25 protein-coding genes are annotated in these 25,351 nt (G+C 71.9%); 10 read left to right on the top strand and 15 right to left on the bottom strand.

Going from position 1 to position 25,351, the window contains the following annotated elements; all coding sequences use genetic code 11:
• Positions 1-149 precede the first annotated feature (149 nt).
• Together AB0898_RS18615 and AB0898_RS18610 are read right to left on the bottom strand one after the other, a co-directional pair.
• The gene (locus tag AB0898_RS18615; RefSeq protein WP_366804008.1) at positions 150-1,259 is read right to left on the bottom strand and encodes an SCO1860 family LAETG-anchored protein; all 1,110 of its coding nucleotides are present in this window, start codon (positions 1,257-1,259) and stop codon (positions 150-152) included.
• Between the two features lie 157 nt (positions 1,260-1,416).
• Positions 1,417-2,508: an amidohydrolase family protein gene (locus AB0898_RS18610; RefSeq protein WP_366804007.1), complete on the bottom strand. Its 1,092-nt coding sequence runs from the start codon at positions 2,506-2,508 to the stop codon at positions 1,417-1,419.
• A gap of 395 nt (positions 2,509-2,903) precedes the next feature.
• Between AB0898_RS18610 and AB0898_RS18605 the strand changes: the two genes are divergently transcribed.
• Entirely contained in the window at positions 2,904-3,278 is a 375-nt protein-coding gene (locus AB0898_RS18605; protein WP_366804006.1) for a VOC family protein, read from the top strand.
• An 81-nt stretch (positions 3,279-3,359) separates the two neighbouring features.
• On the opposite strand, the gene AB0898_RS18600 is transcribed toward AB0898_RS18605, so the two are convergent.
• From AB0898_RS18600 to AB0898_RS18590, 3 genes are read right to left on the bottom strand one after another with little or no spacing between them, the layout of a single operon-like run.
• Positions 3,360-4,163 (bottom strand): amino acid ABC transporter ATP-binding protein, encoded by an 804-nt coding sequence (locus AB0898_RS18600; protein ID WP_366804005.1) that lies wholly within the window; start codon positions 4,161-4,163, stop codon positions 3,360-3,362.
• A complete protein-coding gene (locus AB0898_RS18595) occupies positions 4,160-4,993 on the bottom strand; it encodes an amino acid ABC transporter permease (protein WP_366804004.1) in 834 nt (277 codons plus the stop codon). Before AB0898_RS18595 ends, AB0898_RS18600 begins: the two co-directional genes overlap by 4 nt.
• A gap of 13 nt (positions 4,994-5,006) precedes the next feature.
• Positions 5,007-5,864, bottom strand: coding sequence for a transporter substrate-binding domain-containing protein (locus tag AB0898_RS18590; protein WP_366804003.1), 858 nt, complete (start codon positions 5,862-5,864; stop codon positions 5,007-5,009).
• 197 nt (positions 5,865-6,061) lie between these two features.
• Between AB0898_RS18590 and AB0898_RS18585 the strand changes: the two genes are divergently transcribed.
• The 5 genes from AB0898_RS18585 (at position 6,062) to thpD (ending at position 10,646) form a co-directional block, all read left to right on the top strand.
• Positions 6,062-7,162, top strand: coding sequence for an aminotransferase class V-fold PLP-dependent enzyme (locus AB0898_RS18585; RefSeq protein WP_366804001.1), 1,101 nt, complete (start codon positions 6,062-6,064; stop codon positions 7,160-7,162).
• Positions 7,163-7,465: 303 nt separating this feature from the next.
• Positions 7,466-7,984 (top strand): diaminobutyrate acetyltransferase, encoded by a 519-nt coding sequence (gene ectA, locus AB0898_RS18580; RefSeq protein WP_366804000.1) that lies wholly within the window; start codon positions 7,466-7,468, stop codon positions 7,982-7,984.
• 25 nt (positions 7,985-8,009) lie between these two features.
• Positions 8,010-9,281, top strand: coding sequence for a diaminobutyrate--2-oxoglutarate transaminase (ectB, locus tag AB0898_RS18575; RefSeq protein WP_366803999.1), 1,272 nt, complete (start codon positions 8,010-8,012; stop codon positions 9,279-9,281).
• Positions 9,282-9,333: 52 nt separating this feature from the next.
• Positions 9,334-9,738, top strand: coding sequence for an ectoine synthase (locus tag AB0898_RS18570; protein WP_366803998.1), 405 nt, complete (start codon positions 9,334-9,336; stop codon positions 9,736-9,738).
• A 5-nt stretch (positions 9,739-9,743) separates the two neighbouring features.
• Entirely contained in the window at positions 9,744-10,646 is a 903-nt protein-coding gene (gene thpD, locus AB0898_RS18565) for an ectoine hydroxylase (RefSeq protein ID WP_366803997.1), read from the top strand.
• A 106-nt stretch (positions 10,647-10,752) separates the two neighbouring features.
• On the opposite strand, the gene AB0898_RS18560 is transcribed toward thpD, so the two are convergent.
• From AB0898_RS18560 to AB0898_RS18545, 4 genes are all read right to left on the bottom strand, one after another.
• Positions 10,753-11,814 carry an aminotransferase class V-fold PLP-dependent enzyme gene (locus AB0898_RS18560; protein WP_366803996.1) on the bottom strand — a complete coding sequence of 354 codons (1,062 nt, stop codon included), beginning with the start codon at positions 11,812-11,814 and terminating at the stop codon, positions 10,753-10,755.
• 97 nt (positions 11,815-11,911) lie between these two features.
• The gene (locus AB0898_RS18555) at positions 11,912-12,628 is read right to left on the bottom strand and encodes a DsbA family oxidoreductase (protein WP_366803995.1); all 717 of its coding nucleotides are present in this window, start codon (positions 12,626-12,628) and stop codon (positions 11,912-11,914) included.
• 74 nt (positions 12,629-12,702) lie between these two features.
• On the bottom strand, positions 12,703-13,206 hold the full coding sequence (locus AB0898_RS18550) for a GNAT family N-acetyltransferase (RefSeq protein ID WP_366803994.1): 504 nt from the start codon (positions 13,204-13,206) through the stop codon (positions 12,703-12,705).
• Positions 13,203-14,180 carry a helix-turn-helix domain-containing protein gene (locus AB0898_RS18545; RefSeq protein WP_366803993.1) on the bottom strand — a complete coding sequence of 326 codons (978 nt, stop codon included), beginning with the start codon at positions 14,178-14,180 and terminating at the stop codon, positions 13,203-13,205. Before AB0898_RS18545 ends, AB0898_RS18550 begins: the two co-directional genes overlap by 4 nt.
• A gap of 70 nt (positions 14,181-14,250) precedes the next feature.
• Here AB0898_RS18545 and AB0898_RS18540 point away from each other — a divergent pair, with 70 nt between their 5' ends.
• Positions 14,251-15,636 carry an MFS transporter gene (locus tag AB0898_RS18540; protein WP_366803992.1) on the top strand — a complete coding sequence of 462 codons (1,386 nt, stop codon included), beginning with the start codon at positions 14,251-14,253 and terminating at the stop codon, positions 15,634-15,636.
• On the opposite strand, the gene AB0898_RS18535 is transcribed toward AB0898_RS18540, so the two are convergent.
• Together AB0898_RS18535 and AB0898_RS18530 are read right to left on the bottom strand one after the other, a co-directional pair.
• Positions 15,596-16,204 carry a DUF1349 domain-containing protein gene (locus AB0898_RS18535; RefSeq protein WP_366803991.1) on the bottom strand — a complete coding sequence of 203 codons (609 nt, stop codon included), beginning with the start codon at positions 16,202-16,204 and terminating at the stop codon, positions 15,596-15,598. The two genes, AB0898_RS18540 and AB0898_RS18535, sit on opposite strands and share 41 nt — an antisense overlap.
• A gap of 76 nt (positions 16,205-16,280) precedes the next feature.
• Positions 16,281-17,807, bottom strand: coding sequence for an aldehyde dehydrogenase (NADP(+)) (locus tag AB0898_RS18530; protein WP_366803990.1), 1,527 nt, complete (start codon positions 17,805-17,807; stop codon positions 16,281-16,283).
• A 226-nt stretch (positions 17,808-18,033) separates the two neighbouring features.
• Here AB0898_RS18530 and AB0898_RS18525 point away from each other — a divergent pair, with 226 nt between their 5' ends.
• Both AB0898_RS18525 and AB0898_RS18520 read left to right on the top strand, forming a co-directional pair.
• Positions 18,034-18,807, top strand: a complete 774-nt coding sequence (locus AB0898_RS18525; protein ID WP_366803989.1) for an IclR family transcriptional regulator — start codon at positions 18,034-18,036, stop codon at positions 18,805-18,807.
• A gap of 97 nt (positions 18,808-18,904) precedes the next feature.
• The gene (locus AB0898_RS18520) at positions 18,905-20,356 is read left to right on the top strand and encodes a penicillin-binding transpeptidase domain-containing protein (RefSeq protein WP_366803988.1); all 1,452 of its coding nucleotides are present in this window, start codon (positions 18,905-18,907) and stop codon (positions 20,354-20,356) included.
• 63 nt (positions 20,357-20,419) lie between these two features.
• Here the strand turns inward: AB0898_RS18520 and AB0898_RS18515 are convergent, their stop codons facing one another.
• From AB0898_RS18515 to AB0898_RS18505, 3 genes are all read right to left on the bottom strand, one after another.
• Positions 20,420-21,874 (bottom strand): NCS2 family permease, encoded by a 1,455-nt coding sequence (locus tag AB0898_RS18515; protein ID WP_366803987.1) that lies wholly within the window; start codon positions 21,872-21,874, stop codon positions 20,420-20,422.
• Between the two features lie 176 nt (positions 21,875-22,050).
• Positions 22,051-22,848, bottom strand: coding sequence for an HAD family acid phosphatase (locus AB0898_RS18510; RefSeq protein WP_366803986.1), 798 nt, complete (start codon positions 22,846-22,848; stop codon positions 22,051-22,053).
• A 56-nt stretch (positions 22,849-22,904) separates the two neighbouring features.
• On the bottom strand, positions 22,905-23,285 hold the full coding sequence (locus AB0898_RS18505; protein ID WP_366803984.1) for a MerR family transcriptional regulator: 381 nt from the start codon (positions 23,283-23,285) through the stop codon (positions 22,905-22,907).
• Positions 23,286-23,341: 56 nt separating this feature from the next.
• Here AB0898_RS18505 and AB0898_RS18500 point away from each other — a divergent pair, with 56 nt between their 5' ends.
• On the top strand, positions 23,342-24,526 hold the full coding sequence (locus AB0898_RS18500) for an MFS transporter (RefSeq protein WP_366803983.1): 1,185 nt from the start codon (positions 23,342-23,344) through the stop codon (positions 24,524-24,526).
• Between the two features lie 172 nt (positions 24,527-24,698).
• Here the strand turns inward: AB0898_RS18500 and AB0898_RS18495 are convergent, their stop codons facing one another.
• Positions 24,699-25,292: a TIGR03086 family metal-binding protein gene (locus AB0898_RS18495; protein ID WP_366803982.1), complete on the bottom strand. Its 594-nt coding sequence runs from the start codon at positions 25,290-25,292 to the stop codon at positions 24,699-24,701.
• Positions 25,293-25,351 lie beyond the last annotated feature (59 nt).

The following is a 25,351-nucleotide window of genomic DNA, read 5'->3' as shown; positions in this document are numbered from 1 at the left end:
TGCCGTCGCCCACTGACAACGCCCTCGGCCACGCCCTGGCGTCCAGTACCTGGAAGCCGCCCGGTCCCGGCCAGACGGACGTGTGGCCCGGGTCCGCCCGATTCGTTCGGCGTCCCCGGGCCAACTCGCTCAGAGAGCGCGGCCGTTCCTCAGCTGCGCCGGCGTCGCGCCACGACCGCCGCTCCCCCGCCGAGCAGGAGCAGCGCCAGCGCGCCGCCCGCCAGGTACGGCGTGGACGAGCTCGCGCCCGTCTCCGCGAGGTCGCTCTTCGTGCCGCCCTGGGGCTTCACGTCGGTGGCGGGCTTGGCGGGTGCGGCGGAGCCGGAGCCGTTGGACGGCGCGGGCTTGGCGCTCGGGGCGGTGCCGTCCTCGCTCGGGGGCGTGCTGTCGGTCGGCTCGGGGCCGTCGTCGTCGCCGCCCGGCTCGTCCGTCTGCGGCGGGGGCGGGACCTGGCCGCCGTCGCCGCCGTCGTGGCCGCCGCCGTCATGCCCGCCGCCTCCGTGGCCACCGCCACCGTGACCACCGCCGCCCCAGCCGCCGCCGCGAGGCGTCTCGCAGGTCGCCTCGGCCAGCGTCACCGTGCCCTCGACCTCCGCGACGTTCAGCCTCAACGGGTTGACGGAGACCTTGAGTTCGAGCGCGGTGGCGGCGGCCGTGCGGGAGGTGGTGTGGCGCTGGGAGAGGTCGAGGCGGACCTCGCCGACGCCGGGGACCTTGACCACGGACGGGCCGCCCGCCGTGAGGTTCACGTGCTTGCCGAGGACGGTGACGCCGCCGAGGACGTTCGCCTTGGCCTCCGGCCGCTCCCCCGCCTCGCAGGTGGCGCGGGCGGTGACCGTGCCGACCTCGATGAGGGAGAGCAGCGGCAGGCCGGGGACGTGCACGCGGGCGTGGACCAGCCGTACGGAGCCCTCGGCGCCCTCGGCCGTGGCGGTGGCGTGGGCTCTGGCCACCTCGGCGCCGAGCACGGAGAAGGGCCGGCCGTCGTTCACCCCGTCCAGCCGGGCCGTGAGGGCCGTGCGGTCGGCGTCGCCGGGCGCCTCGACCTCGTTGAGGGTGACCGCGAGCGGGACGTCCACGGTCTTGTGGAGCAGGGACACATCGAGCCCGGTGCGCAGGACGACGGCGGTGGCGTGGCCGTGCCGGTCGGTGGCGTGCGCGGTGCTCGCGCCCAGGACCGCGGGACCTGCGGTGAGGGCGGTGACGGTCGCGACGGCGGCCAGACGGCGTGCGGGCATGCGGAAGTTGAGGCTGTTCAAGGCGGTGGGCTCCCGAGAAGGAACTTGCTTGGGACGCGTCAACTTTTACGCACTGTGGGTGAACGGTCAGCAATCCTGGGTTACTTCACTCGATAGTGGAGTTCCCGCACCTCTCTTCGATTCCCGTGGCACAGGAGTTCTCCCACGCCCCGGCAGGTCACTGCATGACTCGCCCGTTGAGCACCACGCGACGCGGGGCGGCCAGGACTCGTACATCGGCACGGGGATCGGACTCGTAGACGACGAGGTCGGCCGGCGCGCCCTCCTCCAGGCCGGGGCGGCCGAGCCAGGCGCGGGCACCCCAGCTGGTCGCGGAGAGCGCGTCCAGGGGCGGGATGCCGGCGGCGACCAGTTCCTCGACCTCCGCCGCGACCAGGCCGTGGGGCAGCGAGCCGCCCGCGTCGGTGCCGACGTACACCGCGATCCCGGCGTCATAGGCGTCGCGCACCGTGTCGTAGCGGCGTTCATGGAGGCGGCGCATATGTGCGGACCACCGGGGGAACTTGGTGTCGCCGCCCGCCGCCAGGCGCGGGAAGGTGGCGATGTTGACCAGGGTCGGGACGATCGCCACGCCGTGCTCGACGAAGAGCGGGATCAGGTCGGGGGTCAGGCCCGTGGCGTGCTCGACGCAGTCGATGCCGGACTCCACCAGGTCGCGCAGCGAACTCTCCGCGAAGCAGTGCGCGGTGACGCGGGCGCCCTGCCGGTGGGCCTCGGCGATGCCCGCCGCGACCGCCTCCCGGGGCCAGCAGGGGGCCAGGTCACCGAGGTCGCGGTCGATCCAGTCCCCGACCAGCTTGACCCAGCCGTCCCCGCGCCGGGCCTCCTGACGGACGTAGGCGACGAGGTCGTCCGGCTCGATCTCGTGGGCGTAGCCCCGGATGTAGCGGCGGGTACGGGCGATGTGCCGGCCGGCGCGGATGATCTTCGGCAGGTCGTCGCGGTCGTCGGTCCAGCGGGTGTCCGAGGGCGAACCGGCGTCCCGGATCAGCAGCGTCCCGGTCTCCCGGTCGGTCAGCGCCTGCTTCTCGGCGGTCTCCGCGTCCACGGGTCCCTCCGCGCCGAGCCCCACATGGCAGTGCGCGTCGACCAGCCCGGGCAGCGCCCACCCCGTGACGGTCGTCACGTCCCCCGCGCCCACGGGACGGTCGTACGTGACCCGTCCCCCGACCACCCACAGCTCGTCCCGGACGTCCTCGGGCCCGACGAGCACCCGCCCCTTGACGTGCAGCACCGCCTGATCGCTCATGTACGGCACCTTAAACCGCCTTCCCGGCGGCGCGGCAGGTCCGGTAACGTCCTCCGGCGTGAACACCGGACCGGCCCTCGCGGGCCACTCACGGACAGGCGACCCGGTGGGTAGCTGATCGCCACATGGGCGCGCCCCACACGGGTGCGCCCCACATCGGCGCGCCCCACACGGGTGCGCCCCACATCGGCGCGCCCCACACGGGTGCGCCCCACATCGGCGCGCCCCACATGTGTCCCCGCCACATGTGTCCCCGCCACACGTGTCGCCGCCACACGTGTCGCCGCCACACGTACCCCCGCCGGGCATCCCCGCCACCCGGCCCGCGCACCTCCCCGTGCCCGAGCACCGAGCGATCCCCCTACTCCGTGCCGGACCACAGCGAGGTCAGCCGTATGACAGTCACGTTCAACCACACCATCATCGCCGCCAAGGACAGAGACGAGTCCGCGCGGTTCTTCCGGGAGCTGCTGGAGCTTTCCGAAGCGCCGTCCTGGGGGCCGTTCCGCAACATCCAGCTCACCGACGGGGTGCTGCTCCAGTTCGCGGAACCGCCGGTGGAGATCCAGATGCAGCACTACGCGTTCCTGGTCGACGACGAGCTGTTCGACCGGGCGTACAAGCGCCTGTGCGAGCGGGGGGTGACGCACTGGGCCGATCCGCGGATGCGGCGCCCCGGCGAGATCAACCACGAGCACGGCGGCCGGGGCGTCTACTTCAAGGACCCCGCCGGGCACGCCATCGAGCTGATCACGCGGCCGTATCTGTAGGCGGACACCGCGGGCGGACATGGAACGGCCGGGCACCCCGCACAGGGGGTGCCCGGCCGGGCCGGTGTCACATCGCGGCCGTCAGGCGCCGGTCTTCTCCGGCCCCGCCCCCACCGGTCCGTCCGTCTCCTCCACCTCGGCCATCGCCGGGTCGAGGACGCGGGAGAGGAAGTGGCGGGTGCGCTCGTTGCGGGGGTTGCCGATGACCTGCTCGGGGGTGCCGTCCTCGACGATGACGCCGCCGTCCATGAAGACGACGCGGTCGGCGACCTCGCGGGCGAAGGTCATCTCGTGGGTGACGACCATCATCGTCATGCCCTCCTGGGCGAGCCCGCGCATGACCGCGAGCACGTCGCCGACCAGCTCGGGGTCGAGCGCGGAGGTCGGCTCGTCGAAGAGCATCACCTCGGGGCCCATGGCGAGCGCGCGGGCGATGGCCACACGCTGCTGCTGGCCGCCGGAGAGGGCGGCCGGGTGGGCGTCCGCCTTCTCCGCGAGCCCCACGCGGGCGAGGTTCTCGGCGGCGATCCGCGCCGCCGTCGCCTTGTCCCGGCCGAGGACCCGGCGCTGGGGCAGCGTGAGGTTCTCGGTGACGTTCAGGTGCGGGAAGAGGTTGAACTGCTGGAAGACCATGCCGATGCGGCGGCGCACGGCGTCGAGGTCGACGTCCGGGTCGGTCAGCTCGGTGCCGCCGACGAAGACCTTGCCCTCGCTGGGTTCTTCGAGCAGGTTGACGCAGCGCAGCAGGGTGGACTTGCCGGAGCCGGAGGGGCCGATGACGCAGACCACCTCGCCCTGGCCGATCTCCAGGTCGACGCCGCGCAGGACGTGGTTGTCGCCGAAGGACTTGTGCAGTCCCTCGATACGGATCTCGGGGGTGCTCACCGGATCGCCTCCTGGGACCTCGACTCCATGCGCCGCACGACGAAGCCGAGCGGGACGGTGACCAGCAGATAGCACAGGCCGGCCACCAGGATCGGCGTGGAGTTGGCGGTGGTGCTGGCCAAGTCGTTGCCGAACTTGGACAGTTCGCGCTCCTCCAGGGTGACGCCGAGGAACAGCACCAGCGAGGAGTCCTTGAAGAGCAGGACGAGTTCGTTGGTCAGCGGCGGCAGGATGATGCGGAACGCCTGCGGGATGATGATCGAGATCATGGCCCGCGCGGGCGAGAAGCCCAGCGAACGGGCCGCCTCCATCTGCCCCTTGGGCACCGCCTGGATGCCCGCGCGGATCGTCTCGGCCATGTAGGCGGCGGAGACGAGTCCGAGCGCGACGGCGACCTTGCCGTAAGTACCGCCGGGATACTGCACGTTCGGGAACGCCAGCGGCACGCCGACGCCGACGAAGATGAAGATCAGCAGGGCGGGCAGGCCACGGAAGATCTCGATGTAGATCCCGGCGACCCAGCGGTAGGGCGCCACCGAGGACAGCCGCATCAGGGCGATGACGATGCCGAGACCGAGTCCGACGACGAAGCCGGACAGGGTGTAGAGCACGGTGTTCTTCAGCGCCAGGGTGATGACGTCGGGGAACATCTGCGCGGCGATGGGCAGTTGCAGGAACTGGTTCTGCAGCCGCCCCCAGTCGGCCGAGAACGCGAAGGCGAGTACGGCGGCGACGAAGACGGCGTACTGCGCGCCGCGCGAGACCCGCCGGCGCTGGCGGCGGGTCAGGCCCTGCTTCTTCGGTTGGCTACGGGTGTCCGTGTCGGTCATGGAGTCAGCGGATTCAGGAGGAGGGCGTCGCGGCCGGGGAGGCGGCCGAGGCGTCGTACGGGCCGATCCACTTCTCGTAGATCTTCTTGTAGGTGCCGTCGGACTTGGCCTTGGCGAGCTGCTTGTCGACGGCGTCGAGCAGGGCGGTGTTGCCCTTCTTCACCGTGAAGCCGTACTGCTCGCCGGTGCGCAGGTTGCCGACGACCTTGAAGGCGTCGGCGTTGGCCTTGTTCTTCAGCCAGCTCTGGACCACCGGGTAGTCGACGATGATCGCCTGGACCTGGTTGGTGCGCAGGCCGTTGAGGAGCGCGTCGGAGGAGTGGAAGGAGACCGGGTCGAGGCCCTTGCTCTTCGCGTAGTCCTCGCCGGTGGTCTGCGCCTGGGCGCCGAGCGACTTGTGCTGCGCCTTGATGTCCTGGAAGGACTTCAGGCCGCTGTTCTTGCCGACCAGGACGGCCTGGGTGGCCTCGAAGTACGGGTCGGAGAAGTCGACGTTCTTCTTGCGCTCGGCGGTGATCGTCATGCCCGCCGCGGCCAGGTCGCACTGGCCGGAGTTCAGGAACGCGCCCGTCTTGAAGTTCTCGAAGGGCGTGTCGAGGATCTCCTGCTTGACGCCCAGGTCCTTGGCGACCAGGTCGACCAGGGAGACGTCGAAGCCCTGCACCTTGCCGTCGATCACCGACTGGAACGGCGGGTAGGGCAGATGGGTGCAGACGGTCAGCTGACCGGCCTTGACGAGGTGGACCCCCTTGGCGGTGGCGTTGCCGCTGCCGCTGCCGTCCGACGAGGAACAGCCCGCGACGAGCGCGACCGCGCCCGCCGCGGTGGCGGCTGCCAGAAGACGGGTCCGGCGCCCGAGGAGCGTATTCATGGGGGATCTCCCTGTGGGGGGGGACGGTGGGTTCCGATTATAAGGAGAGGTTTGGGTCTCTCAAATCAAACCGATGGCCTGGAGGCCGTCCGGCCTGAGAACTCGCCGGTCAAAGCGGCGCGGAGGCCGCGAGTTACCCTCGTCACCGTCGGCCTCCGGCCGGTTCCGTGTACCCGTGTAAGCGAAGAGAGCACCCTGTGACCCACCCCTTCCTCGACCTGCCCCCGCTGACCGCCGCACGGTTCGCCGCCATCGAGGACCAGGTGGCCGCCCTGCTGGAGACCCGGCGGGACGTGCTGATCACCCAGGGCGAGGCGCTGCTGCCGCTGGAGGGCGCGATCCGCGCGGCCGCGGGTCCCGGCACGGTCGCCCTGAACGTGATCACGGGGCCGTACGGCCAGACCTTCGGCAACTGGCTGCGCGACAGCGGGGCCACCGTGCACGACCTCGCGGTCCCCTTCCACGCGGCCGTCACCGCCGGGCAGATCCGGGAGGCGTTCGCCGAGCACCCGGAGATCGACTTCGTGTCGCTGGTGCACGCCGAGGCGGCGACCGGCAACACCAACCCGGTCGCGGAGATCGGTGAGGTGGTGCGCGAGCACGGCGCCCTCTTCTACCTGGACGCGGTCGCCTCGGTCGGCGCGGAGCCGGTGCTGCCGGACGCGTGGGGCGTGGACCTGTGCGTGATCGGGGCGCAGAAGGCGATGGGCGGCCCGGCCGGGGTGTCCGCGATCTCGGTGAGCGAGCGCGCCTGGGCCCGGATGGCGGCCAACCCGCAGGCGCCGCGCCGCTCCTACCTCTCCCTGCTGGACTGGAAGGACCGCTGGACCGACGCCGGCCGCGCGGTGCTGCCGCACGCCCCGGCCCAGCTGGAGATGCTGGCCCTGGAGGCGTGCCTGGAGCGGATCGAGGCGGACGGCCTCGACGCCGTGATGGCCCGGCACCGGGCGGCCGCGCGGGCGACGCGCGCGGGTGTGGTCGCGCTGCGCGGCGGTCTGGAGCCGTACGTCCGCGAGGCGCGCGACGCGGCGCCGGTGGCGACGACGCTGCGGGTGCCGGAGCGGGTGGTGGCCTCCGAGCTGGTGGCCGAGGCGCTGCGCACGGACCCGGGGCTGCCGCTGGCGGCCGGGGGCGGCGCGCTGGCCAAGGAGATGATCCGGGTCAACCACTACGGGCCCGACGCGACCCTGGACGCGGTGCGCCGCTCGCTGACGGCGCTGGGCGCGGCCCTCGCCGCGCAGGGGCTCGCGGTGGACCCGGAGGGCGCGCTGCGGGCGGCGGGGGAAGCCTGGAACTGACCGGCGTTCCCTTTCATCGGCGGCCTGCGCGAATTCGCGCAGGCCGCCTTTTTCATGACCGCCCAATTGTCTCTCATACTCCCCGAATTGAATGGGACAGACTCCGGTCTTTCGTCTTCCCGCTTTTTGCAAGGCTAAACAAGATGAAACACGGGTGGATTTTCGCGCTGTGACACACCACACAGCGAGCCCCGTTTTGCACCGTTTTACCCCAGGTCAAACCCGGCATATGGTCGACCCAGTCGTACACAACCGATTCCGCGCCCGTGCATTTACGCATTCGCCTCGCTAAATTCGTGCCGCATGACCGCAGCACCCGCAGACCTGATCGTCGACAGACCGGCGGTGACCGACGGAGCCGCTCTCTGGCGTCTCGCCAAGGAATCGAAAACCCTCGACCTGAACTCCTCGTACAGCTATCTGCTGTGGTGCCGGGACTTCGCCGGCACCTCGGCGGTGGCGCGCGGCGCGGACGGCGAGCCGGTCGGTTTCGTGACCGGTTATGTACGGCCCGACCGTCCGCACACCCTGCTCGTCTGGCAGGTGGCCGTCGGCGACGCCCACCGGGGGCGCGGGATCGCCGCCGCGCTGCTGGACGGGCTGACCGCCCGGCTGGCAGCCGAGCGGGGGATCACCGGCCTGGAGACCACGATCACCCCCGGGAACACCGCCTCCGAGCGGCTGTTCACCTCGTTCGCCGCCCGGCACGGGGTGGAGCCGGAGCGTGCGGTCCTCTTCCCCGCCGAGCTGTTCCCGGACGGTCCGCACGACCCCGAAGTCCTGTACCGCATAGGCCCGTTGACGCACACCCCGGCCCACTGAACGCCGTACCGAGGAGCGAATCACCGTGACCATCACCCAGCCCGACCTGAGCGTGTTCGAGACCGTCGAGTCCGAGGTGCGCAGCTACTGCCGCGGCTGGCCCACCGTGTTCGACACCGCGCGGGGCAGCCGGATGTACGACGAGGACGGACGCGCCTGGCTCGACTTCTTCGCCGGGGCGGGATCACTCAACTACGGCCACAACAACCCCGTCCTCAAACGGGCGTTGATCGACTATCTGGCCCGGGACGGTGTGACCCACGGACTGGACATGTCGACCACGGCCAAGCGGTCGTTCCTGCGGACCTTCCAGGAACTGGTGCTGGCCCCGCGCGAGTTGCCGTACAAGGTCATGTTCCCGGGGCCGACCGGCACCAACGCGGTGGAGTCGGCGCTGAAGCTGGCCCGGAAGGTGAAGGGGCGCGAGGCGATCGTGTCGTTCACCAACGCCTTCCACGGCATGTCGCTCGGCTCGCTCGCGGTGACCGGCAACGCCTTCAAGCGGGCCGGGGCGGGCATCCCGCTGGTGCACGGCACGCCGATGCCGTTCGACAACTACTTCGACGGGCAGGTCCCGGACTTCCTGTGGTTCGAACGGCTCCTGGAGGACCAGGGGTCGGGGCTGAACAAGCCCGCCGCCGTGATCGTGGAGACCGTGCAGGGCGAGGGCGGCATCAACGTCGCCCGGCCCGAATGGCTGCGCGCGCTCAAGGAGTTGTGCGAGCGGCAGGACATGCTGCTCATCGTCGACGACATCCAGATGGGCTGCGGGCGCACGGGCGCGTTCTTCTCCTTCGAGGAGGCGGGCATCGTCCCCGACATCGTCACCGTCTCCAAGTCGATCAGCGGTTACGGGCTGCCGATGTCGCTGTGCCTGTTCCGGCCGGAGCTGGACATCTGGGAGCCGGGCGAGCACAACGGCACCTTCCGCGGCAACAACCCGGCGTTCGTCACCGCGACCGCCGCGCTGGAGACGTACTGGGCCGACGGCGCCGCCATGGAGAAGCAGACCCGCGCCCGGGGCGAGCGGATCGAGCGGGAGCTGGTCTCCATAGCCGAGGAGAACCCCGCCGCCGTGAAGGACTACCGGGGGCGCGGTCTGGTGTGGGGCCTGGAGTTCCACGACAAGGCACGGGCCGGCCGCATCGCCGCCCGCGCCTTCGAACTCGGGCTGCTCATCGAGACGTCGGGCCCCGAGAGCGAGGTCGTCAAGCTGCTGCCCGCGCTCACGATCACCGCGGAGGAGCTGGACGAGGGCATGAGCATCCTCGCCCGGGCCGTACGCGAGACCGCCTGAGCACAAGACCACGAGACCGTCGCCGACAAGGATCGACAGGAGGCAACCACCCGTGATCGTCCGATCGTTCAAGGACATCGAGGACACCGACCGCCATGTCCGGGCGAAGTCCGGCACCTGGGAGAGCAAGCGGATCGTGCTCGCCAAGGAGCGCGTCGGCTTCTCCCTGCACGAGACGGTCCTGTACGCCGGGACCGAGACGTCGATGTGGTACGCGAACCACATCGAGGCCGTCGTCTGCACCGAGGGCGAGGCCGAACTGACCGACCACGAGACCGGGGAGAGCCACACGATCACCCCCGGCACGATGTACCTCCTCGACGGCCACGAGCGGCACACGCTGCGCGTCAAGGAGGACTTCCGCTGCCTCTGCGTGTTCAACCCGCCGGTGACCGGACGGGAGGACCACGACGAGAACGGCGTCTACCCCCTGCTCACCGAACCCGAGGAGGTGTGATCCCCATGACCCAGGCCCCCATCGCCCCCGTCACCGATCTCTACCCCAGCCGCGGCACCGCCGAGGTGGCCGTCCCGCGCAAGGACCCGGTCGTCTGGAGCGCCCCCGGCGCGTACGGCCCGATCCCCACGGCCGAGCTGGAGGGGTACGAGCGCGACGGCTTCCTGAGCGTGGAGCAGCTGATCACCCCGGCCGAGGTCGAGGTGTACCGGCGTGAGCTGGAGCGGCTGGTCGCCGACCCGGTGATCCGGGCCGACGGCCGGGCGATCGTGGAGCCCCGCTCCCAGGAGATCCGCTCGGTTTTCGAGGTCCACCGGCTCAGCGAGCTGTTCGCGAACCTGGTGAGCGACGAGCGCGTGGCCGGCCGGGCCCGGCAGATCCTCGGCTCGGACGTGTACGTCCACCAGTCCCGGATCAACGTCAAGCCCGGGTTCGGCGCGAGCGGCTTCTACTGGCACTCGGACTTCGAGACCTGGCACGCCGAGGACGGGCTGCCCCGGATGCGCACGGTGTCCGTCTCGATCGCGCTGACCGAGAACCACGACACCAACGGCGGCCTGATGATCATGCCGGGCTCGCACCGGACGTTCCTGGGCTGCGCGGGCGCGACGCCCGAGGACAACTACAAGAAGTCGCTCCAGATGCAGGACGCGGGCACCCCGTCCGACGAGGCGCTCACCCGGATGGCGGGCGAGCACGGTATCCGGCTGTTCACCGGCAGGCCCGGCTCGGCCACCTGGTTCGACTGCAACTGCATGCACGGCTCCGGCGACAACATCACGCCGTTCCCGCGCAGCAACGTCTTCATCGTGTTCAACAGCGTGGAGAACACGGCGGTGGAGCCGTTCGCGGCGCCGGTGCGCAGGCCGGAGTACATCGGGGCGCGGGACTTCACTCCGGTGCGGTAGTCCGCGCACCCCCTTCATCCCCGGGCCGGGGCCTCCTTGTTGTGGGACGGGAGGCCCTGGCCCGGTCATGTCCCGTACCGGTCAGCGGACTTGACCAGGCGGCCGGTCAGCCGGACAGCACGTCCAGCAGCCGGTCCACGTCCGCCTCGGTGTTGTACAGATGGAAGGCGGCGCGCAGGTTGCCCGCCCGGTCGGAGACCTCGATGCCCGCGCGGCTCAACTCCGGCTGCCGGGCGCCGAGTCCGGGCACCGAGACGATCGCGGAGCCGGAGGAGGGCAGCGGCTCGTGGCCGAGGGAGGCGAGGCCCGCGCGGTAGCGGTCGGCGAGCGCGGTGTTGTGGGCGTGGATCGCGGACACGCCCAGTTCCTCGATGAGTTCGAAGGAGCGCCGCAGTCCCGCGTAGCCGAGCAGCGCGTGGGTGAGGTCGAACCGCCGCGCGGAGTGGGCGAGTTCGGTGACCGGTCCGTAGCAGCTGTCCCAGGGGCGCTCGCCCGCGACCCAGCCGGCGAGCAGCGGGGTGAGGCCGCCGAAGTCCTCGGGCAGGACGAGGAAGGCGATGCCGTTCGGGCCGAGCAGCCACTTGTAGGCCACGGAGGCGCTGAAGTCCCACTCCCCCGCGTCCAGCGGGAGCCAGCCCGCGCCCTGGGAGAAGTCGACGTAGGTACGGGCGCCGTGCTCGCGGGCGGCCTCGCGCAGCGCGGGCAGGTCGGCGATCCGGCCGTCGGCGGACTGGACGGCGCTGACCGCGACGAGGTCGGTCTCCGGGCGGACGGAATCCGCGATCCGCTCCACCGGCACCGCGCGCACCTTGAGGTCGCCCCGGACGTGGAACGGGTTGAGCACGGAGGTGAAGTCGTCCTCGGCGGTGAGGACTTCGGCGCCCGGCGGCAGGGAGGCGGCGATCACACCGGTGTGCGCGGCGACCGAGGCGCCCGCCGCGACGCGTTCGACGGGCACCTGGACGAGCCTCGCGTAGGCGGCCCGGCATGCCTCCACGTCCTCGAAGAGCGAGTTCAGCGGGCGCCCCTGGGCCCGCAGCAGCGCCGCCTCGTTCAGGGCGGTGACGGTACGGGTGGGCAGCAGCGAGTTGCTCGCCGTGTTGAGGTAGGTGCCGGCGGGGGTGAACTCGGTGCGGACGAGGCGGTCGAACGTCTCCGTGGTCTCCATGGGTCCACTGTGCGTCCCCATGGAGTCACCGTCCATCGCTTGTTTTTACGCAGTGTCTCTCAGCAATCCTTATGGATGGCCTCCCACCTGCGGTTTCCTACTTCTGCGGCACCGCACACCCGTCCGGACCGCAGGTGTCGGCGTCGTCCTGGCCGACCAGGGTGAGCGGGGAGCGGGCGTCCCACGCCTGGGTGAGCGCCTGGGTGAAGACCTCGGCGGGCTGGGCGCCGGAGACGCCGTAGGCGCGGTCGAGGACGAAGAAGGGGACGCCGTTGGCGCCGAGCTGGGCGGCCTCGCGCTCGTCGGCGCGGACCTCGTCGGCGTAGGCGGTGGGGTCGGCGAGGACCTCGCGGGCGGCCTCGGGGTCCAGGCCCGCCTGTCCGGCCAGCTCCACCAGGCGCTCGTCGCCCTCGGTGAAGACGGAGCGCTCCTCGGCGAAGTTGGCCTGGTACAGCAGCCCGATCAGCTCGTCCTGCCTGCCCTGCTCCTTGGCGAAGTGCAGCAGGCGGTGCATGTCGAAGGTGTTGCCGTGGTCGCGGCCCCGGGTGCGGTAGGGCAGGCCCTCGGCGGCGGCCTGGGCGCCGAGGTTGTCCTCGCCGGCCTCGGCCTGGGCCTCGCTCATGCCGTACTTCTTGGTGAGCATGGTGAGCACGGGCTGGACGTCGCCCTTGGCGCGGCCGGGGTCCAGCTCGAAGGAGCGGTGCACCACCTCGACGTCGTCGCGGTGCGGGAAGGCCGCGAGCGCCTTCTCGAAGCGTGCCTTTCCTACGTAGCACCAGGGGCAGGCGATGTCGCTCCAGATCTCGACGCGCATTCTTCGGGCTCTCTTCGGCTCGTACCGGGCGGGGGCTCTCCCCACCCGATACGTGAACCTTCAAGCAGCCGGGTTCATTCCCCGGGCGGGGTCCAGCGCAGGAAGAGGTGGTGGTCGTCCTCGGCGGGCGGGTTCTCGGGGTCGGGCACCCAGCCCTGGCGGGCGTAGAAGGCCTGGGCGCGCCGGTTGTCCATGTGCACGTCCAGTACGGCGGTCCGCCTGCCGTCGGCGAGCCAGCGCTCCACGCAGGCGGCGTGCAGTTCCGTGCCGAGGCCCGCGCGCCAGTGGCCGGGGTCGACGTGGAACTGGAACAGCTTCACCTTCTCCGGGGGCGCGCCCTCGGGGGTGCGGAAGGAGGCGACGGCGACGATGCGGCCGTCCTGGAGCCCGCAGAGCACCTGTCCGTCAGGGCGTTCGATGGAGGTGCGCCAGGCCTCGGTCCAGTCGAAGTCGGAGGGCGGCAGGCCGTCCGGGTAGTAGGTGGAGCGGGCGCGTTCGTGCAACGCGGCGACGGTCTCGGCCTCGGCGGGCTCGGCCGGGCGGATCACCAGGGCACTGTTCGCTCGGTCACTGATCATGCCGGGGAGGACGTGGCCGCGGCGGGCGCGGTTGCGTACCGGCGGAACTGGGCGCGGTAGGCGCTCGGGGTCAGTCCGGTGCGGCGGACGACGTGGGCGCGCAGCGAGTCGGCGGTGCCGAGGCCGCAGGCGGTGGCGACCTGGTCCATGGGCAGGGTGGTGGTCTCCAGGAGTTCCCTGGCGCGTTCGACGCGCTGGTGCAGCAGCCATTGGAGGGGGCTGACCCCGCTCTCGGCGTGGAAGCGGCGGGTGAGGGTGCGCACGCTGACGCCGGAGTGGCGGGCGAGGTCGGTGAGGGTGAGCGGCTTGTCGAGGTTGCGCATGGCCCAGCCGCGTACGTCGGCGCAGGCGGTGCCGCGCTCGGGCGGGAGCGGGGTGTGCGTGAACTGGGTCTGCCCGCCCGGCCGTACAGGGGCGACGAGGGCGAGCCGGGCGACCTCGTTGGCGACGGCGGCGCCGTAGTCGGTGCGGACGATGTGCAGGCACAGGTCGATTCCGGCGGCGTAGCCGCTGGAGGTGAGGAACTGGCCGTCCTCGGTGTAGAGGACGTCGCCCTCGAAGGCGATGGCGGGGTGGCGGCGGCGCATCTCGTCGGCGTGCGCCCAGTAGGTGGTGGCGCGGCGGCCGTCCAGGAGTCCGGCCTTGGCGAGGGAGAAGGCGCCGGTGCAGATGGAGGCGATACGGGTGCCCGCGCCGGCGGCCTCGCGCAGCGCGGCGACCACGCGCGCATCGGGCTCGTAGGTCTCGCCGGTGCCCGCGACGAGCACGGTGTGCGCCTCGCGCAGCGCCTCCAGGCCGTGCGGCACGGTGAGTTCGAGTCCGCCGGTGGTGGCCACCGGGCCCGGGTCGGGCGCGCAGACGACGACCTCGTAGCCGCGCCGGCCCGCCACCTCGGCCTTGCCGAAGAGCAGGTCGGGGATGGCCAGGTTGAACATCGACACGGGCGGGGCGGCGATGACGACGACACGGATCATGGCCAGAACCTCCGGACGTATGGCAATCAGGCCACTACTGTACGCGCCGCGCGATCCGCAAGCTGGAGCCATGTCCCTGAACAAGACCCTCAGCCCTCCCCAACCCGCCCTCTCCGCAGGCCCGTTGGAGCAGAAGACGGCACCGGGCCTCGCCCTGGCCGCCGCCCTCCTCGGTTCCGCGCTGATCACCCTCGACGCCTCGATCGTGAACGTCGCCCTCCCCGCCATCGGCTCGGGGCTCGGCGGCGGACTGCGCGGCCTGCAGTGGGTGGTGGACGCCTACACGCTGCCCTTCGCGGCCCTGATGCTCTCCACCGGCGCCTTCGCCGACCGGGCCGGGGCGAGCCGGGCGTACGGCATCGGCATCGCGGTGTTCACCCTTGCGTCGGCGGCGTGCGGGTTCGCGCCGAACCTCGCGGTCCTGACCGCCGCCCGGGTGGCGCAGGGCGCGGCCGCCGCCGTGGTGCTGCCCGCCTCGCTGTCCCTGGTGCGGGAGGCGTACGCGGACGCGGCGCGCCGGGCCCGTGCGGTGGCCGTGTGGGCGGCCGGGGGCTCGACCGCGCTGGCCCTGGGCCCGGTGGCGGGCGGCGCGCTGACCACGGCCTGGGGCTGGCGGGGCATCTTCTTCGTCAACCTGCCGGTGGGCGCGGTGGCGCTGGTGCTGCTGCTGCGGGTGGCGCGGTCCGAGCGGCGGCCCGCACCCCTGGACCTGCCCGGACAGGCCGCGGCGGCGCTCGCCTTGACGGGCGTGACCTTCGCGGTGATCGAGGGCGGTACGACCGGCCTGGTGGCGCTCGTGGTGGCGGTGGTCGCGGCGGCGGTGTTCGTCCGGGTGGAGACGCGGCGGGCGCATCCGGTGGTCCCGCTGGGGATGTTCCGCGACCGGGCGGTGCGCGCGGCGGTCGCGGCGGGGGCGGCGTGCAGCGTGGCGTTCTACGGCGTCCTGTTCGTCTTCTCGCTCTTCTTCCAGCAGGTGCAGGGCCGTTCGGCGCTGTACGCGGGGCTGATGTTCCTGCCGATGACGGGGGTGATCGCGGTGACGAACCTGGTCTCGGGGAAGCTGACCGGGCGCTACGGCCCCCGGGTGCCGATGATCGCAGGGCTTGCGCTCTCCGTGCTGGGCCTGCTGGGGCTGCTCGGGGTCGGCACGGCGACGCCCACCGTCGCGGCCGCGCTGCTGCTGGTGCCGCTGGCCCTTGGCTGCGCGCTGGCCATCCCGGCGCTGACGGCCGTGATGCTGGACGCGGTGCCCGCCGGACGGTCCGGGCTCGCGGCGGGGGTGCTCAACGCGGCTCGGCAGGTGTCCGGCGGGCTCGGGATCGCGGTGTTCGGGGCGCTGATGGCGGGCGGCTTCGTGACCGGGCTGCGGATGGGCCTGGCCGTCTGCGTGGCCGCGCTGCTCGTGGCCCTCGCGCTCAGCTTCCGTCTCGCAGGTCGTCCGGCCACTGAGGTCTGAACTCCAGGTGGTCGTAGGTGACCACGCAGCCCGCGCCGAGCGGCGACTGGGTCATGAAGCCGACCAGGGCGTTGTCGGTCTCCTTCTCGTCGCCCAGGGTGAACAGGCGGACGAAGGTCCAGCGTTCACCGTCGCGGGAGGCGTGGAAGGCGAGGGCGCGGCCGGTGCGGCTCAGCCGGAGCCAGACGGAACTGCCGGGCACGGTGAAGGAGTTGGCGTCATCGGAGTGGCCCCGGGTGACCACCGTGCAGACGGTGGCCACGTCCGGGGAGTACTCCAGGCAGAGCTTGGCCCAGGCGCGGTCGCCGACGTGGACGTAGAGCGCCCCGGCGTCGAAGGAGGCGTTGAAGCCGACGGTGACGCGGGCGATCAGCTGGAAGTCGCCCTCGGGCGACCCGAGCAGGCGGGGCGCGTCGGAGGCGGGGTCCAGGGCCTCCCCGGTCGGGGTGACGAACCGGTCCTGGCGGGGTCCGGCCCAGCCGGTGAGCACGCCGTCCTCGTGGGACCAGTCGCCGTCCGGGCCGTACGTCCGCAAGGGGAAAGGGAGTTCGGGAAGGGCTATGTCCATCCGGGGATTCTCGCAGGGCAGCGGGGCGGGGCCGGGGGCGTTCCGGGACTCCGTTCGTGAAGAACCGGGCCGGTCCTCACTGCTCCCGCACCCCGTCGCAACGGCGGGGCAGACTCAGCGGGTTGCCGTCCCGCAGCTCCAACGGCAGCAGCGGCTCGGGGGTGTTCTGGTAGGCCACCGGGCGCAGCCATCGCTCGATCGCCGTGCCGCCGACCGAGGTCGAGGTGGAGGTGGTCGCCGGGTAGGGGCCGCCGTGATGCTGGGCCGGGGCGACCGCGACACCGGTCGGCCAGCCGTCCACCACCAGCCGGCCCGCCAGCGGGGCGAGTCGGGCGAGGAGTTCCGCGGCGTCCCCCTCGCCCGCGGCCTCGGCCGGGGACAGGTGCAGGGTCGCGGTGAGGCTGCCGGGCAACCGGGCGAGCACGGAGGCGAGTTGATCCTCGTCGTCGTAGCGCGCGACCACGGTGACCGGGCCGAAGCACTCCTCAAGCAGCAACTCGTAGGAAGGGTCGGCCAGTTCGGCCGCCGGGACGGTGAGGAAACCCGCGCTGACCGTGTGCGGGCCGCCGGCGCCCGGGGTGACCGGGGACTCGACGCCGGGCAGCGCCGCACGCTCGGCGACGCCCGCGACGAAGGCCTCCCGCATCCGGGGGTCGAGCATCACCCCGGACTCGGTGTCGCTCACCGCGTCCACGAGCGCCTTGACCACGCCGTCGCCGGAGACGCCCGAAGGCACCAGCACCAGACCGGGCTTGACGCAGAACTGGCCGACGCCGAGCGTCATGGACCCGGCCAGGCCGAGGCCGATCTCGCCGCCGCGCCCGGCGGCGGCCGCCTCGGTCACCACGACCGGGTTCAGCGAGCCGAGTTCGCCGTGGAAGGGGATCGGCACCGGGCGGGCGGCGGCCGCGTCGAACAGGGCCCGGCCGCCGCGCACCGAGCCGGTGAACCCGGCGGCGGCGAGCAGCGGATGCCGGATCAGCTCCACGCCCGCGTCGAAGCCGTGCACCAGTCCGACGACGGCCTCGGGCAGCCCGTGCGCGGCGGCGGCCCGGCGCAGCACCTTGGCGACCAGCTCGGACAGGGCCGGGTGGTCGGGGTGGGCCTTGACGACGACCGGGCAGCCCGCCGCCAGCGCGCTCGCGGTGTCGCCGCCCGCGGCGGAGAAGGCGAAGGGGAAGTTGGAGGCCGCGTAGACGGCCACGACTCCGAGCGGGATCTTCATGCGGCGCAGGTCCGGGACGGGCGGGACGGCGGCGGGGTCGGGGTGGTCGATCACCACGTCCAGGAAGGCGCCCTCGTCGACGACGCCCGCGAAGGCGCGCAACTGGTAGGCGGTGCGTGCGAGTTCGCCGGTGAGCCGGACCGGTCCGAGGGCGCTCTCGGCGTCGGCGACCTCGATGAGCAGGTCCCGTACCGTCTCCAGGCCGTCCGCCGCCGTGCGCAGGAAGGCGGCGCGGACCGCGCGGTCGGCGAGGCTCGCGCGCGCGGCGTGCGCGGCCCGGACGGCCGCGTCGACCTCCTCGGGCGTGGCCTCCACCGCCACTTGCTCCCGCCGCTTCCCGGTGCGCGGGTCGACGCTCCACACTGGTGCTGCTGCCACCGCGGATACCTCCAGACAACGCCGTACGGTCGAGGTCGCTCATCAGCCGTGTTCGCTATATTGAACGCCGTCTTCGATGGTGAACCGGCAGTCCGGAGTCTAGGACTCCAAGTCCCCGTACTTCCAGGTCACCGTCGGACGAAGTCGAACGAGATCGAACGACGCCGAACCGGACCCGGCGCGAGCACGCGGGACCGGATCAGGGCGAGCGAAGGAGCCGGGGGCGATGTCGGCAGCGGAGGCGGGCGGCGGGGCGCAGGTGAAGTCCGCGGTGCGGACGGTGGAACTCCTCGAGTACTTCGCCGGGCGCCCCGGGATGCACTCCCTCGCGGACGTCCAGGAGTCGGTCGGCTACCCCAAGTCCAGCCTGTACATGCTGCTGCGCACACTGGTGGAGCTGGGCTGGGTGGAGACGGACGCGACCGGCACCCGGTACGGCATCGGGGTGCGCGCGCTGCTGGTCGGCACCGCGTACATCGACGGCGACGAGGTGGTCGCGGCGGCCCGGCCCACCCTGGACCGCCTCGCGGACGACACCACGGAGACCATCCACCTGGCCCGGCTCGACGGCACCGACGTGGTCTACCTCGCCACCCGCCAGTCGCAGCACTATCTGCGCCCCTTCACCCGGGTCGGCCGCCGGCTGCCCGCGCACGCCACCTCGCTCGGCAAGGCGCTGCTCGCCACGCACACCGACGACCAGGTGCGGGCCTTGCTGCCCGGGGAGCTGCCCGCGCTCACCGAGCACACGCTCACCGACCGCGAGAAGCTGATCGAGGAGCTGCACCGCATCCGCGAGCAGGGCTTCGCCGTGGACCGCGAGGAGAACACGCTCGGGCTGCGCTGCTTCGGGGTCGCGGTGCCGTACCGCACCCCGGCGCGTGACGCCGTGAGCTGCTCGGTGCCGGTGGCGCGGCTGACGGACGCCCACGAGCAGACGATCAGGGACGCGCTGTTCGACGCGCGGGACCGGCTGACGCTGGCGACGCGGCGGCTGTGAGCGCGGTCACCGGCAGGGCGGGGCGCGCCTGAGCATTCCGTGAGAAACACAAACGGAAGGGAACGTTCCGCTCGGGCCGGTCGTCTGTTCGGTCGGGATGAACAAGACGATCAGACACGCCTCCGTCTTCGCACTGCTGCTCGTCCTGGGGCTGCTGCTCCGGGCGACCTGGGTGCAGTTCTACGAGGGCAAGGCGCTCGCGGACGACAACTCCAACCGCCGCAACGCGATCGCGACGTACTCGCGCCCGCTCGGCGACATCATCGTGGCCGGTAAGGCGGTCACAGGCTCGGCGCGCACCAAGGGCGACCTCGCCTACAAGCGCGTGTACAAGGACGGCGAGCTCTACGCCTCGGTGACCGGCTACGCCTCGCAGGCCTACGCCCCGACCCAGCTGGAGGGCGTCTACGCCGACCTGCTCAACGGCACCGACAAGCGGCTGACCACGATGATGGACACGGTCACCAACCGGCGTGCCGACCCCGGTGACGTGGTCACCACCATCGACCCGGCGGTGCAGAAGGCGGGGTACGCGGCGCTCGGCGGCAAGACGGGCGGTGCCGTCGCGATCGACCCGAAGACCGGCAGAATCCTGGCGATGGTCTCCACCCCGGCCTACGACCCGGGGCAGCTGACCGACGCCAACACCGCCGGACCGGCCTGGACGCGGCTCACCAAGGACAAGGCCAAGCCGCTGACCAACCGCGCGATGCGCCAGCCGCTGCCGCCGGGCTCGACCTTCAAGCTGGTCGTGGCGGCGGCCGCGCTGGAGGACGGGCTGTACTCGGACGTGGACCAGCGCACCACGAGCCCCACGCCGTACATCATGCCCGGGACGAGCCGGCCGCTGCCGAACGAGAGCGCCTCGGCACCCTGCGAGAACGCCTCGATCCGGGTCGCGCTCCAGTACTCCTGCAACAACGTCTTCGGCAAGCTGGCCGTGGACCTCGGGCAGGACAAGGTGCGGGCGATGGCCGAGAAGTTCGGCTTCAACGACGAGAAGCTGGACGTGCCGGCGCGGGCGTACACCAGCGTGTACCCGTCGAAGATGGACCCGGCGCAGACCGCGCTCTCCGGCATCGGCCAGTTCGACGTGACCGCCACCCCGCTCCAGATGGCCATGGTGTCGGCCGCCATGGCCAACAACGGCGAGCTGGTGTCGCCCCATATGGTGTCCCGGCTCACCAACGGCGACGGCGATGTGCTGAAGGACTACGACCAGAGTGCCGGGCCCCGGCGGATCGTCAGCGCCCGCACGGCCGAGCAGCTGCGCTCCGCGATGGAAACGGTCGTACGCGACGGCACCGGCCGCAACGCGCTGATCGACGGCGTGACGGTCGGCGGCAAGACCGGCACCGCGCAGCACGGCGCGAACAACAGCGGTACGCCGTACGCCTGGTTCACCTCGTTCGGGAAGTCGGACTCCACCGGCAAGGAGGTGGCCGTCGCGGTGATGGTCGAGCAGTCGGACGCGGCGCGCGGTGAGGTCAGCGGCAACGGGCTCGCGGCTCCGGTGGCGCGGGCGATGATGGCGGCGGCGCTGAAGTAGGCGTCCGCGACTCGTGGGGGCGGCCGGTGTTCCGTACACCGGCCGCCCCCTCGCGCGTACGGCTCACTTGACCCCGAGGAGCTGTTCCACCGGGTCGATCGCGAAGTACACCAGGAACAGCGCCGAGACGGCCCACAGCAGCCAGTTGACCTGCCTGGCCTTGCCCACGACCGCCTTGATGACGACGTAGGCGACGAAGCCCGCGCCGATGCCGTCGGTGATGGAGTAGGTGAAGGGCATCGCGGCGATGGTGAGGAAGGCCGGGACGGCGATCTCGTAGTCGTCCCAGTCGATGTGCTTGACGTGGGTCATCATCAGGAAGCCCACCGCGATCAGCGCGGGCGCCGCCGCCTGGAGCGGGACGATGGTGAGCAGCGGGGTGAGGAAGAGCGCGAGTCCGAAGAGACCGCCGGTGACGATGTTGGCGAAGCCGGTGCGGGCGCCCTCGCCGACTCCGGCCGCGGACTCGATGTAGGCGGTGTTGGAGGAGGCGGAGCCGACACCGCCCGCGACGGCCGCGGCGCCGTCGATGAACAGCACCCGGCCGATGCCGGGCACCTTGCCCCGCTCGTCCAGCAGTCCGGCCTCGGCGCTGATGCCGACGATGGTGCCCATGGCGTCGAAGAAGTCGGACAGGACGAGGGTGAACACCAGCAGGACGGCGGTCAGTACGCCCGCCTCGGCGAAGCCGCCGAAGACGTCGAAGTGACCCACGAGCCCGAAGTCCGGCGCGGCGAAGAGGCTGTCGGGGACCTTCGGGGTGGTCAGGCCCCAACTCTTCACGTCGGCGAGCGCGTTGACGGCGATCGCGACGACGGTCATCGTCACGATGCTGATGAGGATCGCGCCCTTCACCTTGCGGGCGAGCAGCGCGATGGTGAGCAGGACGCCGATACAGAAGACGAGCACGGGCCAGCCGGTCAGCCGGCCGGTGGCGCCGAGCTGCACGGGGACCGTGGTGTGGGCGGCGTCGGGGATGCGGCTGACGAAGCCCGAGTCCACGAGGCCGATGAAGGCGATGAACAGGCCGATGCCGACACCGATGGCCTGTTTGAGCTGCTGCGGGATGGCGTTCATGATCGCCTCGCGCAGTCCGGTGAGGACCAGGACACAGATCAGGACGCCCTCGACGACGACCAGACCCATCGCCTCGGGCCAGCTCATCAGCGGGGCGAGCTGGAAGGCGACGACGGCGTTGAGGCCGAGGCCCGCGGCGATGGCGAGCGGGAGGTTGCCGCCGACACCCATGACGATCGTCATCACACAGGCCACCAGGGCGGTGGCGGTGGCGAGTTGACCGGTGTCGAGGGTGTGCCCGAACTTGTCCTTGGCGCTGCCGAGGATGATCGGGTTGAGCACGAGGATGTAGGCCATGGTGAAGAACGTGGCGACACCGCCGCGTATCTCGCGGCCGAAGCTCGATCCGCGTTCGGATATCCGGAAGTAGCGGTCGACGCCGTTGCCGGCCGGGGGCGCGGCTCTGCCGGGCCCTGAATCCACCTTCTGTGTCTCGGACATGGGCGTACTCCTCGTCGCGCCGCCGTGGCGGGTGTGGTGTGCGGATGCTGGCTGGATTGTTCCCCTGATCAACCGGTTTCAGGTTTTCCCCGTGTAACGGAATCGGACATGACTCCGGCCCCGGCGGGAGGCCGGGGCCGGACGACAACTGCCTTACCTGTCAGCCGGGTTGGATCTCAGCTGACGAAGTACGTCGGGTTGGGCAGCTTGTAGGTGCGGTCGGCGTAGCCGCCGTCCAGGTCGGAGTACTGGTCGCCGAAGTTGGCGATGATGTCGTACCCGAGGTCCTTCTCGATGTGCTTGCGGGTACCGGCCTTGTACTGCACGGTCGTGCAGGTCCAGGTGCCCGGCGTGGCGCAACCCGACAGGTAGGCGGGCGGGTTGGCCTTGTCCTTGAGGAACATGTGGGCCGGGTCCAGGTTCACGTCGGCGCCGACCTTCTTCAGGTTCTCCACGGCACCGGCGCGCTGCGCCTCGCTGAGCCCGGAGTTGTAGAAGACGGCGACACCCTTGGACTCGGCGTAGCGCACCAGCGCCGGGCTGCCGAAGACCTCGGGCCGGTCGGCACGGTTGACGTAGTCGTTCCACGTGGCCGGGTCGTACGTGTAGTTGTACCGCTTCTCGTAATCGAGGCTCAGCAGCAGCGTGTCGTCGATGTCGAACACGACGGCCGGCTTGTGCCCCCGGTGGTGCGTCTTGCGCGCCGCCTGGTCGATCCAGCGCTTGGCGTCGGCGTCGATCCGCGCCAGGTCCTTGGCGTACGGGCTCGACGGCGACGCCTGGTACACCCCGTCGCCGTCGGCGGTCGTGCCGTAGTAGGTGTCGATGTCCTTCACCAGCAGCCCGATGTTGTAGGGCTCGTGGGTGGAGTTCGCCGTCGACTGCCCGGCGGTGGCCGCACCGGCGCCGTACAGCAGGCCCCCGGCGAGCGCACAGGCGGCGGTGGCCGCCGCGATCCGCAGTGATTTATGCATGACAGGTTTTCTACGCGCGTCATCGCCGCGGCGGGGCGGACGTTGCACGATCGATATCAAGCCACCGGTTCGACGCCGGGCGCGGGCTCCGGGCCCGCCTCGATCACGGCGTCCAACATGCCGCGCGACGCCTGGAGTTCGTCGATGGCCCGGGTGATCCGGGCCCGCTCCGCGCGCAGGTCCGCGACCAAGTCCGGGCAGATCGGCACCAGTCGGCGGTCCTGCTCGCGCAGACACGGCAGCACGCGGGCGATCGTCTCCGTGGTGAGCCCGGCCGTGAGCAGCGTCCGTACGCGGCGCACGGTGCCCACGTCCTCCTCGCGGTAGACGCGGTAGCCGCTGGGCAGCCGGTCCGGTGCCAGCAAGCCCTGCTCCTCGTAGTAGCGCAGCAGCCGTTCGCTGACACCGGTCCGCCGGACCATCTCCCCGATGCGCACGGGCCCACACTCCCGGACTTGACTCTCACACGGATGTCAGACTTTAGCGTCGCGCCATGAAGAAGAGCTCCGTGATTCTCGCGGCCCTGTGCGTGTCCGTGTTCGTGGTGGGCACGTCGGAATACCTGGTCGCCGGGCTGCTGCCCCAAGTCGCCGCGGATCTGGGGGTGTCGGTGGGCGCCGCCGGGCAGACCGTCACCGCGTACGGCCTCGGGGTGGTCGTCGGCGGCCCCCTGGTGACCCTGGCCACCACCCGGGTACCGCGCAAGGCCCTCGCGGTGGCGCTGATGCTGCTGTTCGCGGCCGGCAGCGCCGTCAGCGCGTACGCGCCGTCCTACGAAGTCCTGCTCGTGGGACGGGTGTTGTCCTCGCTCGTCCACGCGACGTTCTTCGCCCTGTGTCTGGTGGTCGCGGGGCGGATCGTGCCCGCAGAACAGGTGGGGCGGGCGACTGCGGCCGTCGTCTCCGGGCTGACCGCGGCGACCCTCCTCGGCGTTCCGCTGGGCGCACTGCTGGGCGAACGGACCGGCTGGCGTACGCCGTTCACCGTGCTCACCGTTCTCGCCCTGCTCGGCACCGCGCTGCTCGCGGCCGTCCTGCCCCCGCAGGCGGCCGAACCGGCGGGCGCGCGCGCCGAGATCGAGGTCATGGCGCGCCGGCCCGTGCTGCTCGCCCTCGCGACCACCGCCGTCGGCTTCGCGGGCGTCGCCACGGTCTTCACCTATCTGGCCCCGCTGCTCACGAACGTCACCGGGTTCCCCGCGTTCGTCGTCTCGGTCCTCCTCCTCGCGTACGGGGCCGGGAGCTTCCTCGGCAACATCGTCGCGGGACGGCTGACCGACCTGGCCCCGGCCGCCACCCTGCGCGGTGTCTTCGCGGCCCTGACCGTCCTGCTGGCCTGCACCCCCTTCGCGGTGACCCGGCGGCCGACCGCCGTCCTCGCGGTACTGCTGCTCGGCCTGCTCGCCACCGCCACCATCGCCCCGCTCCAGGGCCTGATCCTGCGGCACGCGCAGGAGGCGCCCACCCTCGCGGTCGCCGTCAACGTCGGCGCCTTCCAGCTCGCCACCGCCATGGGCTCCGCGATCGGCGGCGCGGTCGTCGCGGCGGGCGCGCTGCGCTGGACCGGGGCGGCCGGGGCGGTGCTGAGCGCGCTGGGCCTGGTCCTCTCGGTCTACGCGCTGCCGCTGAAGTCCCGGGCGGGTGACGGGTCCGGCAGCCGGACGCCGACGGCCGTCTGAACCGCGGGTCGCGGAACCGGCGGCCGTGGAGTCGTCGGTCGCGCAGCCGCGGGTCACGGAGTCGCCGGTGGCGAAGCCGTCGGCCGTGGAACCACCAGTCGCGAAGCCACCGGACGCGGAGCCGCCGGCCACGGAGTCGCTGGCCGTGGAACCACCGGCCGCGGAGCCGCCGTCACGCGGGAGCGGTCCAGCCCGGGTCGCGTCCGCTCAACCCCAGCGCCCGGTCCAGGAGGGACGCGTCCTCCGGGACCGGGACGACCGGGCCGAAGAGGCCGGCGGGGCGGTCGGGGAGTTCGGCGGCCGCCTGGAGGAAGGTGTGGGCGGAGAACAGGGCTTCGGGGTCGGGGGTGTAGGGAACGTCCAGGGCCCGGGCGAGGTCCCAGGCGTGGACGACCAGTTCGTCGGCGGCCACGGCGCCCGCGACCGCGCCGGGGAGGGCGACGCCGCCGGCGCGGGTGTCGCCGGTCCAGGCGGCGGGGTCGCGCCAGGCGTCGGCCAGGGCGTCCAGGGCCTTGGGCAGCTCTGTGCGCCAGTCCGGGAAGAGGACGGGCCGGGCGGTGGTGGGGGGCGTGTCGGTCGTGGGGCCGAAGTCCTTGCGGGCCGCCGACCGGAAGGCGAGGGACAGGCCGTGCAGGTGGGCCAGCAGATCGCCGACTGTGTAGTCCGGGCACGGGGTGGGGGCCGTGAGGTGGTCGTCGGCCACATGGTCGGCGAGCTGGGCCACGATCCGGGTCTGGGGGCCGAGGTCGGGCAGCGGGTCGGTCATGGCGGGCTCCTCACGCGCGGGGCGGGCGGGTGTCCGGGCAGGTGTACGGAGGTATGACC

This window comes from Streptomyces sp. NPDC005435 (assembly GCF_040703155.1).
Classification (GTDB): Bacteria; Actinomycetota; Actinomycetes; order Streptomycetales; family Streptomycetaceae; genus Streptomyces.
Note: the sequence above shows the minus strand (reverse complement) of the source record. Positions and strands in the feature narration are given on the sequence as shown.